The following is a 12891-nucleotide window of genomic DNA, read 5'->3' as shown; positions in this document are numbered from 1 at the left end:
TCGCCGACAGATCTCGGCTACTGACTGTTCGCCTTGTAAGCCTTCCAGGACAATGCGAATTTTTTCTTCCGCGGTGTACTGTCGTCTGGTTTGTCGCTGGATGTCTTTGATAATGGATAAAGCAGGTTTACGCTCGGCAGATGTGGGGGTTGGAGAAGCTGCACGTTTGCCTTTGGAAGTTTTGGTTGAATTGGACATAATCAAGGAGGTTTGAGTGAAACAATTTACTGAATTGTCTCTTCCCATTCCCAACCCTTTTGTCCACTTTTACTTGACGACGTACAGACTTACTTGTTCAAACCCTATGGACTATTCAAAATGGAAAATGCTTTATTACGGAGGAGCCTATTGATTTGACGCTGCACAGGCAGCAGTTAGACATTGACCATATAATTCCCCTTAAACTTAATGGTAAAGATGAGCAGTCAAACTTTGCCTTGACATTCTCTTCAGCCAATCGATCAAAGCAAGCCTCTGACTTGCAACTGGCCCGGATTCTACACCGCTATGAGAAAATTCGCAAGCGACTCGAAGCCGAAGACCGCAGTCCAAACTTAAACGATTTACTCGTACAGGCTGGTGGGGCTAAGTACTCGTTGGCTTTCGTTCAGGAAAATGGCCGGGTTCGCTATTCTTTAGCTGAAGTAGGGGATACCACAATCGTTGACGTACCCTATTACACAGACAAGCTTAGTGGAATGGAATACTTTTTCGCTAATCTGGCGATTGAATATCTATTTCATGATGATATCATTAACCCACGTACTATTGGCAGCAATATCAATAAGCTTACTGAAGAATTTTATTCCGGCAATCCGCAGCTACACGTTTCGTTAGCCTGGGTTGATCTAACAGGGGCCAGTACCTCACCAGTTAAGATTTTTGACGGTCAGCATAAAGCTGCGGCTCAAATCCTATTGGGTGTAAAAGCAATACCCGTGCGGATTTTCATTAACCCTGACCGGGATAAATTGATCCTGACCAACTTCAAGGCTGGAACGACACTCCGCCAGGTTGCATTTGACAAATCCGTACAGCGACATCTGGGCAACACACTTTATCAGGATCGGGTAGTACGTTATCAGCACGATTATAATTTAGCGCCCGATGATATTAGCTTTAGTGAACGCGACCTGGTCAGCTATTTCCGAGGTGAATCGCGTGAAATGAAACGTTATATTCTCGATGCCGTACGGGATGGCGTTACACATAATCCGGATAATCGCTTAACCGAATTTATTGACTTTGGCGGTCGTGGCAAAGAGAAACCCCTCTCGTACAGCTCGATCGAAAAGACTTTTTATTCATTCTTTGTCCATCAGGACGTCCTCGAAACGCCTATTTCCTATCGATTGGAAGAAGGTAAAAACCCTCGTGATTTGGAAAAACAGCAGATTACCGAGTTGATGAATCTAATTGCCGACGAGCTGTTTATCAACAAATTCGACTTGGAACTGGGTACCAATCAAATTGAAAATAAGCTCCAGAAAGGCGAGCATATTGCCTTGGAGCACCTCCGAGCGTACCGAATGAGTAAGGAAGAGATTATGTATAACTGGTTAAAGATTTTACAGAAAGTATTGTACAACTTCTTCATTACCACGGGTACAATGGCTGATGAGAATAAATTATTTCAGACTGAATTTCCTGAACAGCTCTGGATAAATCTGCGTAATACAATTCACAATTTAAGCACTTTACCTATATGGGTGGATACGGGGATGTCGGCAACCATTTTCGGTGGCAAACAGAATAATCAGTATTGGGAAAAGATTTTCGCTACCGGCTCAACACCACAGGGCGTTCGTGTACTATCAGAACCAATCAATATTCTGACGATTGCTAAGGAATAAATTTAAACTTATTCACCCTAGTTCGTATCGAAATCCTCCGTCCACTCTAGCAGTTTCTGCTGGAGCAATTGCTTATCGGGCAGATAAAGTTTGTATTCCGATGCGTAGATATTGGCGTCTTTAGGAAGGGTTAGCTCGACGAGGGCATCGTTTTTTTGTTTACATAGTAAAATACCAAGCGTTGGCTTTTCGTGATCGAGCTTAACGTAGCGGTCGTAGTAGTTCACATACATCTGCATTTGCCCAAGGTCCTGATGCACGAGTTTATCGGTCTTCAGATCGATTAGTACATAGCATTGCAGCAGGCGGTTATAAAAGACCAAATCGACAAAGAAATGGTCCTCCTTAAAGGTGAACCGTTTCTGTCGGGCTTCAAACAAAAACCCTTTGCCCAGTTCAAGCAGAAAATGCTGCATTTGGTCAATAATCCGGGTTTCCAACTGCGACTCTGAATAGGCGGTTTCAGCATTCAGCCCCAGAAACTCCAGTACATACGGATTTTTGAGAACGTCTTGGGGCATTACAATCTGTTGGCCTTCCTGGATCAATTTCTGTACCTCGGCTTTGTTACGACTTAGGGCTAGGCGTTCATATAGACTCGAATTATATTGGCGTTGCAGCTCCCGTAAACTCCAGTTGTTGGCCGCACACTCCAATTCATAGAAACGGCGCTGATCGGGATTATCAATCCGCATCAGAATCAAATAATGCGACCAAGAAAGCTGAAAGTGAGGCTGTTGCAATTCCGAAGACAGTGTCTGCGGAATTGAATACGTCAGGTAAAATTGACGCATTTGTTCCAGGTTTCGTGCCGAAAAACCCTTCCCGAAGGCGTCGGTAAGTCGCATGGCAAGATCGGCAATAATCGCCTTACCGTATTGGGCGCGTGGATTTCCCTGTTGCTCATCCTCAACAATCGTACGGCCTATCTCGAAATAGGTACGTACCATCGCCAGGTTAACGGTCGTAACAACCTGCTTTCGGGCGAGTTCGATCAAGTCCGCTATTTTGCCAAATAGAGGTAGGGCGTTGGAGTGGTTAGGATTCATAGCACAACTTGGCAGTAAGGTTTACTATAGTCTGCCAATGTTTGGAATTTGGCATAAAGGTACAGGCTACATACATAGACACTGAACTAGTTGATTTATTCCACAGAAATTATGAATTGCCAATGCAGGATAGTAGAAGAAAGCTTAATGGCATTCAGCGAGAACCAAACTTACTGTAGTGTGACTGCTCAACCGTTAGCCAGCTTAGTCATTAATCGTAGCACCTGCACCCGCTGAAAAAGTTGACCTTTCGCCGTGCGGAAACCTGACGCATTTAATTCGTTGGCAACTTGTTGCAGGGTCTTATCCTGATGGAGATAGCCTTTAATGGTCAATAAAGCTCGCCGGTTGTTTTCGTTCGTGGCTGCTTTGGCCTTAATGGCTTCTACCCCTTTCCGCTGAGCCTGTGGCGTCAAGTTTTGGGGAGAACCTAAGAGAAACCCTTGTTGCTTCTTAATAGCCAACGCCTTCTTGGTTCGTTCGCCAATCAACTCTCGTTCATGCTGAGCCAAGGTAGCAAAGATGCCAATGGTGAGCGTATTGGCATCGGGCATGTCAGCACAGACAAAGTCTACTCCACTATCCTTAAGCGCAAAGATAAAGCTAGCATTGCGGCTAAGCCGATCCAATTTGGCAATAACTAACCGGGCTTTATTTTGCTTCGCATAAGCCAGCGCTTCCAAGAGTTGAGGACGACTATTGCGCTTACCACTTTCTACTTCAATGAATTCTCGCACCAGCTGCGCTTGGCTACCGATAAAACCCATCACCTGACTACGCTGGGCCTCTAGGCCCAGTCCACTTTGGCCTTGTTGCTTGGTCGAGACTCGGTAATAAGCGACGTGGTGTAGTGACTGGCTTTCCATCAAGGAGTAAATTAGTAGGCAATATAAGAGAAAAGTACTGTTTGTTACAAGTGTTAAACGTCCCGTTCAACATTTGTAACAGTGCTTTACGACCAGCCATTAAACTTCAAGCTACCGGCCTAATTCGCGACGCATCTCTAACCAGATTCCCGACTAGGTTTGACCAAACACACTTTCAACTTAACTGGACTACCGCTACTTTTGCTCTATTCGTTAAGCACACCCCTCCCATTGATTGGCTCAACAGCTAACCAAAATCCGCCCACCGATGAAGAACAGCCTCTACTTACTTGGCTTCTTGCTGTTGACTACATCCTGCGCGAGTCTCCGCCAGCGGGACGATACCACTCAACTCAATCAGGTCTTTCAGATTCCTCGCCATCAGGAGCTATATGCTTACGCTAAAAAAGGGGGCATTAAAACTAAAACCTTGCTCCACCCCGCTAAAGCCGCTCTCTACCAAAAGCACGATACGCTGTATGTCGAGTTCCTAGCCGAGACACTTCGACCGGCCGACGCCGATCCCAAAACCCTCGACCAGGCGGATTCACTCGCCATTTTCTTTCTGCATTATAACCCAACTCTCCATAAGATTGAGGAAAAAAGCCCCTGGTTTCGCTACCAGACCACGGGCCTCGACGTTGATTTATTCACCCTGCCTTTTAAGTACCGCTTTAAAACAGCGGATCAACCGGGTCAACTGGAGGATAAACTAAACGTGGGTATTCATGTTGGGGGGCGTTATGACTTGGGGCGCTATCGAACCGTCTATTTCCGGCGGAACCATCGATCCGAAATATCGACCTTCAGCCTGGGCCTAGGCGGTTTTTTCTGCGTGGGTCCGGCCAAAATAGATCCCTTTAGTACCCTGGGCCGCCTTCAGGATGAGTATTATGGGCTGGGGCTCAATTACGGCTTGTCCACCATCCTGAGTATAGGCAGCTTTTCAGCGGGCTTGGCCGTCGGTGTTGAACAAGTGACGGACCGCAATCGACATCTTTGGATCTATCAGCACAAGCCTTGGTTAGGGGTAACCTTCGGCATAAATCTTAATTAATGGCTACCCTGTGCTTTTATCAGATAACCTAGGCTGATTTACGGCGTTATTCGCCCGGTCAGGTTATGGTCTCTATAAAATAGGGCAGGCCTAGCAACTTGTGTGGTATTAAAGAATACTGGAAAACGAACAGCCGTAACCTAAAGTAGCAAAAGGGACAATACTGCGCTAATCGAGACCGATAAGCGCATTTCTTACCAAAGTAAAGGAGCGTTTTCCTAGATGATTTTTCAAAGACCCATACAATACATACAACAGGCTGAGAAGTAGTTATTTATGCAGTTCATTTAACATTATTTTTAGGCCTTTAAATGGACGAATTTGCTGGGTTATGGCGGTTACTTTTGAAAACCTTTTGCCCCTGACAGCTCCACGGCTAACTTTTTAAATTCATCGCCATACTGTCTCCTTGATTTCATGCAGGGCCGCCCTTTAGGTTTGCAGCATGGTAAAATTCCAAGATCTGGCTAGTTTGCCGAAAGTAAACAAGGTAGGCTTCCCTATAGGGCCGCAGAGGTTTTCGCTCTATGCTCAGATTCAGGTCCTACTTTGTCTTTTTTTGCCTAAGTCTCAAATGGAAATTCGGGCATGATGGCCCATTAGTAAGGGTTTGAGTAACCAGGCGAAGATCTCCTATTTTAAACTACCACTTTCAACGCTGTTATCACGCATGGACATTCGCTATTACATCGGTATCGATATTTCTAAAGCTACGCTCGACTGGGCCGTCTTTGACGGAAAAGTAACCGTACTGCAAACGCAAACTGAGAATTCTGAAACAGGTATCAAAATCGCACTTAAAGCTATTGCTGACCTACCTGGTTTCAGTAAGTCAGAAATAGTTTGCTGTCTTGAACACACGGGAATATATAACGCCCACTTATTGACTCATCTTCACAAACTTCACATTCCCCTGTGGTTAGAAAACAGCTTGCAAATCAAAAAAGCAGGTGGGCTGCAACGAGGTAAAAATGATGCTATTGATGCGGTACGCATTGCCGAATACGCTTTCCGGTTCCAAGATAAAATGCGGCTTTGGCAGCCATCTAGGCCTGTACTGCAAAAGTTAGCGGCCCTAAGTGCCCTACGGCACCGCTTGATTGGCGTTCGACGTCAACTTGAACAACCCTTAGCTGAACAGCAGAGCTTCGGAGAGCCAGCCCTGTACAAACAACTTACCAAAACCTGTCGAACGTCAATAACATCGATCAAAGCGGATTTGGAAACGGTTGAGAAGCAGATCCAAGCTATAATTGATCAAGATGATCGGTTGAAGCAGTTATTTAGCTGGATTACCTCCATCCCAGGCATAGGCCCAGCTACGGCTACCGAATTACTGGTGGCAACCGATGAATTTATTGCGATCCATGATCCAAAAAAGCTAGCCTGCCACGCTGGTGTGGCTCCTTTTGAATACCGCTCAGGTAGTAGTGTACGGGGGCGCACCAGTGTGAGCCAGCATGCTCGAAAACGATTGAAATACTTATTTCACTTAGCCGCTATGTCGGCCATTCAAGTGAAAGGTGAGATACGCGATTATTATCAACGAAAACTAGCCGAAGGCAAGAATAAAATGCTAGTGCTCAACGCCGTTCGCAACAAGCTTATTCATCGTGTTTGCTCAGTAGTACAGCGTCAACAGAAATATGATAAAACTTATGTACCAACGCTTGCTTAAACCATGGAAATCTGAGCGGTCTACTAAGTTAGATTGTCCTTAACCTAATGTCTAGTAAAATGTAGCAGCTCCAGCCAACCCATGACCAATTCATTGAAACGGATAGAACAGGATTGGAAAGAAATTTTGTATCAGGATTAGAGTGGTTACTTACTGCTTGACATAGTATTAGTAGCTGACCGTAACTCAAAATTCACCTTGCTTAGTAGCTATCGCTGCCTCAGAGCTTCGTAATCGCTGTAACGCCCACCGAACCCTGGTCTTAACCGTCCCGATGGGCAAGCCTAATTCATCAGAAGCCTCTTGATACGTATAGCCCTGGTAGTACATTAACTGAATCAATTGTCTGTGGTGGGGTGATAGAGTTGATTGTACCCAGTAATCAACACCAATCCAATAGTAATTAGGTGTATCACCACCTAATTCGTCTAAGAGTGAATCTGCTAATGGCTCATGGGCTGACCAGGTTACTCTCAAATGCGTTAACGCATTATTTCGAACGATCCGCGCCATCCAGGTGAATAAACGCCCTTTGGCTGGATCATATTGATGAAAGTTAAGCCAAATGTTAACAAAACTATCCTGAAGCAAGTCTTCTGCCTGTTGCCTGTCAGATATAAGGCACAAAAGCTTCCTTAATAAAGTAGGGGCAAACCGGCGATAAAGCTCCTCAAATGCTTTCTGATTTCCCTCCTTAAGCAGGGCCACTATTGCGGGTTCATTATACTGCTCAGCAAAAAGCAGACGCTTAGGTGACGTAGGCCTGTAAAACAAAGTAGTAAGTTTAACGTGAGTCGTTAATGAAGATAAAGTATACAACGAATGTAGCAATTGCTTAAATAAGCAACATATATTTATTAAAAATAGAAGAAGGGCTTATAATCGTATGTACGCAAGGTCATATAGATCAGATTGCTTTTAATAAAATTTTAAGCGAAACAGAGGGGCTACACGGTTAAATATTGAGAGGATTGAGGAAGATATACAGTAGAGCCTTTGTCAAATTCACTGACTTGGGCTGGCCTCGACCAACCTCTTAATTTATACATTACTACCTCCGCTTCGAGTGCTACACAGGACCCGACCGCCAGTCTTCTAGCCCCGTCCGTCCCGACGTTGCCCTTGACGAGCCGTTGCATTTTGATACGGTAGGTCGATCCAAGTAGGCAAAGATGAAGACGACCCGGACACCTGGCCTTTGTACTACGTAGCCAATTTGGTGTTGATGGAGCAGTTTGACGATCCGGCGCAGCCGGGAAGGAACGCGGCCCAGTCACACCTTTATTCGGCCAGGGAAACGGAGTGGCCTGAGTTTGAAATGACTCAGACGGTACGGGAATTTTAGGAGGAGAAAATCTAATCAACAAAAGACTCCAAGCTTAAAACTTTACATTTACAAGCTATTTAAGCTAAGGCTTAATTGGTGTATAGATAGAATCGGAAAGCCCGACTACTGTGTAGTCAGGGCTTTTTTGGCAATAAAGGTCGTAGTTGCCTATGACATTACTAACATCTAATGCGTAGCCTTGGACTATTGTGGCAAAGGAGCGACGGGCAACATTTAAACCTTTGCGAATACTAGGACAGGATAGTCTCATCAACCTCAAAATAGCGTTCGGCTAAGTCAATGACCATTTCAGGTTTGAGGGGTTTGTGCAGAAAATCAACAACAGCACCCGTTGACAAGGCCCGTTTCTGATCAACTGGATTCATAGAAGTGGTAAGCATAACGATAATAACCTTCGCCTTATAAGCTTCATCTAACTTATGATACAAGTCTATAAAATCCCAGCCCGTTAGGCCTGGCATGTTAATATCTAGTAGAATAATGCCTGGCCTGGGAATAGCTTGTGTCCCCTCGTAAATTCCAGAAAACGTTAAAAAGTCTAAGGCTTCCTCAACGGTTGTTACGGCTCTAATATTAACGCCTATACCGGCCCTTTCCACAGCTTTGGATTGAGCCAGGTTGATAAATCGATCATCATCGACAAGCAACACACAATCGAGATTCTTAAATTTTCTCATGTCAAGTAATTATAATGATTGAGCGTGACCATCAGGAATTATGAAATAGAAACTACTCCCCTTATTGGGTATCGATTCCACCATCAATTCCCCACCGTGCATTTCTACTATTTTTTTGCAATAAGCTAAGCCAATGCCATTTCCCTCGTACCTGTCCCGCTCATGTAGTCGCCGAAATATCAGAAAAATCTGGTCTTTAAAAAGGGGGTCAATACCAATGCCGTTGTCGCGAACGGCAAACTTCCAGCCGCTGGTGCACTTTTCTGCGGATATATCAATTTCAGGCGCTGTATTTACCTTTCTAAACTTAATCGCGTTGCCAATTAAGTTTTGAAATAGCTGTCGCAACTCAATGGGATAGGCGGTAATGGTAGGTAAGTCAGTATAATGAATTGTGGCACCAGCCAAGGCGATAGTTGTCGCCAGATCTTTTAGTAGGGTCTCAATTAATTGATGACAGTTGACCGTTGATAGGCACTTCTCTTTATCCAACCGTGAATAATCCAATAAACCTTTTATCAAATTTCGCATACGCTCCGTACTTTGATTGATTACATCAAGGTACATGTTGGCCGTTTCGTCAAAAAGTTCGGCATATTCTAGTTGAAATAGTTCAACGAAATTATTGACATTAAGAAGAGGTTCCTGCAAATCGTGAGAAGCGATGTATACAAAATGCTCCAGTTGCTTATTCTGACTTTCCAGTTCCAGGACATGCTTTTTAATTGTATTTTCGGCCTGTATGCGCTCGGTCAGATCACGCGTGATCTTAGCAAAACCGACAACCGTTCCGTTTTCATCATGTACAGCCGTAATTGTAATTAATCCCCAGAATCGACTACCGTCCTTTCGGAGCCTCCATCCCTCATGACAGGCTTTCCCAGTAGTGAAAGCCTCCGTTAATAAGCGAGTGGGTAGTCCTAACTGACGATCGGCTTCCGGATAGAATAACCGGAAGTTCTTTCCAATAATCTCCTGGGCAAGATAACCCTTGATTTTATAGGCACCTTTATTCCAGCTTTCAACGTTTCCCTCCTTATCTAATAGAATAATAGCATGATCTTCTATTTCATCCATCATCTTCAGTAACCGGAACTGGGAAGCGCTAATATCCATACATATGTGTTTTAGCAAATATAAGCTACTTAAAACTTTGTTTTAGTGAATCATTGTAAAATAGTGTTAATTTTAAGTATATTTTATGAGCAAAAAATAAACAAAAAAACTATTGTCCATTTTTATCGGAATTAATTATATGGTTAGGTTTTCATCAAACACTTACAACTTTATATGTTCTTTGGCCATTTGTCCATAATCTTGCAAATAGTCCGTATGTAGCAAGTCCACTAGCCGTAGTTCTAACGATAAGCCTGCGTTAGTGATTAAACATGTTGTCAGTTTTGATAAGAAGTATCTTCAAGCTACTGGGTAATTAGGTTACCGATCAGCAAGGGTCGTTCCTGGTTTGTAACCCCTACCCATTACGACCAAATCAGGTCAGATATAGATCATAACAACTGTTTTAGATTGGCGTACTCCTCTCGATCTAACAGGTCAATTGTTCCCCCTGTGGCTAAACGAATTCGATCCCGGCACTTGCTGATCCGAGATAACAGAGGCTGAATGATGGTATTACTATGATTAACAAAATCATACAAGTCCTGCTCACAGGATGGGATTTTATAGCCTTTAGTGCTACTGGCAATGATAACGCCCGCATCTCGTAGCGGGGCGATCACCCGCGTTTGAAAATAGTGTAGGGTAGGTAGACTATTTCGTCGTTCGTCAATGTGAGCCATCAGTTCCCGGCTTGAGATGTAACGCGTGGGATCAACATGACGGAAATGAAACAGCAAATAGTTTAAGCAGGTAACCTGGTCAATTTCCTGAGGTGATCGACTGGCTAGCTTGCGATGCAAGAAGTCTTGGCCTAAGCCCACACACAGTTCAGCTAAACCAGCATTGTAATTCGCTTGATCGGGCACACTTTGAGCTACTACTGGGGCAAATACGTCTGGCCAGTATTTTAGGGTCAGTAGCTTGGGTCTCAACAGTTGAACAAAGCTGGCTCGTTCGGGTGATAGAACCGTTTCATCATAACACCGAGCTAGGGTACCCGCTACAAAATCTGCCGCTTGTACGAGCAAACTAGCCTGGCTGTTCACAAAGCGAAAACTAGCTTGATTAAATAGCGTAGGTACGTGCCTATTATAGATATACTGGGTGAATCCTTGCATAAAACTCTCATCGCCGTGTCGATCCGCAACTAATTCTAAATTGGGAAAGCTGCGGTAGAGTTCTCGGTCGGCTAGCCCATGCAGAAACTTGTAGAAGGAACCTTTGTAATAAAAGCCCTCCCCGCGCAGCTCTCGTTTATCGACAACAAGGGCAAATAGTTGAAAAGGGACGGCTAGCAATTGTTTCAAGATCAAGATCCGGCGCTTATCGTCGCTGCCTACTTTGGCCGATCCAATAGGCCCGGCTTGAAAGAAGTGTTTACGCACGGCTTCTACTAGAGTTTCAGCCTCACTCAGCTGTTCTTTCCGTAGGGTGATAGCGGTAACAATAAAGTGAGTGGAAATACCGGGCTTGGCAAAGTCAAGGCCATTGTTTCCCCATTCATCCAGAAAGGCGATGTGATCGTTCATTAGGCATTAAACAAAGTAGCCAGCAAATTAATCAGACTTCTCTTTACTCCCTTCCCAACTGGATCAACTGTCATTTTATCCGTCGTAGATAAATGGTGATTTATGAGGTAACAAAACGGTTAAAATGGGCCTCACTCAAGCAACATTCTACGCTTAATTTACTCTTTGTTAATGACTTGACAACTTGGCCATTAAACCTAGTTAGGCACCCTATGCTCTATAGAAGACTATTCCGATTTATTCTATGAATCTCTCTACCTATTCCGTTTCTTTCTATTGGCTTCTCATCAGCTTAGCCATTGGGGCATCAGTCGGATACTCGGCTCAAGCTCAATCGAAAAATCCAGCGCTTGACAGTATGGGAGCCAACATAGGCAAACAAAACTGGAAAGCCGCTACCCAATGGGCCTTGAAAGCCGCGGAGGCCGACCCTAAAGAAAAATATTGGCGCTACCTGAATGCGGCTGATTTCGCCAGCCGCGATAAGAACGCCGATTTAGCCATCCGATATGCCTCCTTGGTGGTAAACTCCGACATTGTCACTAACGCTTATTTTGGCAAAAGTTTCGAGTGGTTGCGCGCCGATCCCCGTTGGAAGGTACTCATGGGCAAAGTAGTGCAGGCTCGTCAACGGGAACGACAACAACGTATTCAGGCGAGTCTGCCTTTTCGTTCCTACCAGAAAGAGTTAATGGCCCAGGCTAACCAACAACTCGCTTCGTTGAGCAAGATAGCTTCTGCCTCCCAGCTCTACCAACAGCTTCAAAAAGCTTACCCTGCTCACCATTATTCGCGAACGGGGCAGTATCAATATGCCTGGTTACGTCTGGCTGATTCCCTCGAATTTCCGTATCTGGTTCAATTGCCCCCTCATTTTGATGCCGCTAAGAGCTACCCTCTGGTCGTGATTCTTCACGGAGCGGTGAGTTACAATACGGGCTTGCCCGATGTGGCCGATAGTACGACGGCCTTCTTTGGTCGTTTATTTATGGAACAAGCGGCTCAATCGGGCGTAATTGCAGTCTTTCCTTATGGTAATCGTCAGTATAACTGGGGTGCTTAACACAGTTGGGGTATATCCGCCATCGAGGTCGCTTAACGTACTGGACGTTAGTAATTTAATCGAAAATCTATATTCTTAACGTTCGTTTTAGAGAGCGAATAACTTTGGTGTTTAGGCACGTGTAAAAGCATATAATTTTGATGCTTTTATGGCAAGAAATACCTTTTGAGCAATATCCGTTACGAAAGGTAGCTTTAAGCAGTGAGATTGAGCCGTTTTATAAATCATTTTACCAAAACGGTGAATTTGCCCCTAAGTACAGATAGTTAAATCTGTATAATTATCTAATAGTTAGTTAGTTATAGCCTTCACGTGGCGGATATACAGATTACTGGACATACATCCATTGGGGCGTCAAAAGTGATTGAGCAATGGATTCCAAGTAGCGGATAAATTGAGCTAATGATTGTACATGACGACGCAGACTGGTGATGCCTTGCCGAAAGAACGAAACGGACATGGAATGGCTCCCATTTCGGTACACCTTCTGCTTCAAGGAGCCTTTTTCAAACGCTTCTTTTAAGGATAATACATAAGCCATTACGACGATGGCAATGAGTAACATGATCTTACCATCGTTTTTGAAGTTGAGGTCTTCAATCGGGGCCGCCCGTGCGGTTGAATCCCTGAGTTTTGAGATGTTTAAAACAGG

11 protein-coding genes and 1 pseudogene are annotated in these 12891 nt (G+C 44.4%); 4 read left to right on the top strand and 8 right to left on the bottom strand.

The window, feature by feature from the left end:
* On the bottom strand, positions 1-198 hold a 198-nt coding region (locus tag BM202_RS38590; protein ID WP_245776913.1), incomplete at its 3' end, for a transposase.
* A 113-nt stretch (positions 199-311) separates the two neighbouring features.
* On the opposite strand from BM202_RS38590, the gene BM202_RS33450 reads away from it, so the two are divergent.
* Positions 312-1853 (top strand): HNH endonuclease domain-containing protein, encoded by a 1542-nt coding sequence (locus tag BM202_RS33450; protein ID WP_093834462.1) that lies wholly within the window; start codon positions 312-314, stop codon positions 1851-1853.
* A gap of 17 nt (positions 1854-1870) precedes the next feature.
* Here BM202_RS33450 and BM202_RS33445 read toward each other — a convergent pair whose 3' ends face one another.
* Positions 1871-2902 carry a PDDEXK nuclease domain-containing protein gene (locus tag BM202_RS33445; protein ID WP_093834460.1) on the bottom strand — a complete coding sequence of 344 codons (1032 nt, stop codon included), beginning with the start codon at positions 2900-2902 and terminating at the stop codon, positions 1871-1873.
* Between the two features lie 188 nt (positions 2903-3090).
* Complete coding sequence (locus BM202_RS33440) at positions 3091-3768, bottom strand: recombinase family protein (protein WP_093834458.1); 678 nt, start codon at positions 3766-3768, stop codon at positions 3091-3093.
* 268 nt (positions 3769-4036) lie between these two features.
* On the opposite strand from BM202_RS33440, the gene BM202_RS33435 reads away from it, so the two are divergent.
* Together BM202_RS33435 and BM202_RS33430 are read left to right on the top strand one after the other, a co-directional pair.
* A complete protein-coding gene (locus tag BM202_RS33435) occupies positions 4037-4825 on the top strand; it encodes a hypothetical protein (RefSeq protein WP_093834456.1) in 789 nt (262 codons plus the stop codon).
* 670 nt (positions 4826-5495) lie between these two features.
* Entirely contained in the window at positions 5496-6503 is a 1008-nt protein-coding gene (locus tag BM202_RS33430) for an IS110 family RNA-guided transposase (RefSeq protein WP_093834454.1), read from the top strand.
* 186 nt (positions 6504-6689) lie between these two features.
* Here the strand turns inward: BM202_RS33430 and BM202_RS33425 are convergent, their stop codons facing one another.
* The 4 genes from BM202_RS33425 to BM202_RS33410 all read right to left on the bottom strand — a co-directional run bounded on the left by BM202_RS33425 (position 6690) and on the right by BM202_RS33410 (position 11176).
* The gene (locus BM202_RS33425; RefSeq protein ID WP_177236790.1) at positions 6690-7277 is read right to left on the bottom strand and encodes an RNA polymerase sigma factor; all 588 of its coding nucleotides are present in this window, start codon (positions 7275-7277) and stop codon (positions 6690-6692) included.
* 804 nt (positions 7278-8081) lie between these two features.
* On the bottom strand, positions 8082-8528 hold the full coding sequence (locus BM202_RS33420; RefSeq protein ID WP_093834449.1) for a response regulator: 447 nt from the start codon (positions 8526-8528) through the stop codon (positions 8082-8084).
* A 9-nt stretch (positions 8529-8537) separates the two neighbouring features.
* Positions 8538-9644 (bottom strand): sensor histidine kinase, encoded by a 1107-nt coding sequence (locus BM202_RS33415; RefSeq protein ID WP_218160649.1) that lies wholly within the window; start codon positions 9642-9644, stop codon positions 8538-8540.
* A 392-nt stretch (positions 9645-10036) separates the two neighbouring features.
* On the bottom strand, positions 10037-11176 hold the full coding sequence (locus tag BM202_RS33410) for a DUF3800 domain-containing protein (protein WP_093834447.1): 1140 nt from the start codon (positions 11174-11176) through the stop codon (positions 10037-10039).
* Positions 11177-11420: 244 nt separating this feature from the next.
* On the opposite strand from BM202_RS33410, the gene BM202_RS33405 reads away from it, so the two are divergent.
* Positions 11421-12239: an alpha/beta hydrolase family protein gene (locus tag BM202_RS33405; protein ID WP_093834445.1), complete on the top strand. Its 819-nt coding sequence runs from the start codon at positions 11421-11423 to the stop codon at positions 12237-12239.
* Positions 12240-12567: 328 nt separating this feature from the next.
* Here BM202_RS33405 and BM202_RS33400 read toward each other — a convergent pair.
* A pseudogene (locus BM202_RS33400) lies at positions 12568-12891 on the bottom strand (hypothetical protein); the annotation flags it as partial.

This window comes from Spirosoma endophyticum (genome assembly GCF_900112365.1).
Classification (GTDB): Bacteria; Bacteroidota; Bacteroidia; order Cytophagales; family Spirosomataceae; genus Spirosoma; species Spirosoma endophyticum.
This window is presented reverse-complemented; position numbering and strand designations above follow the sequence as displayed.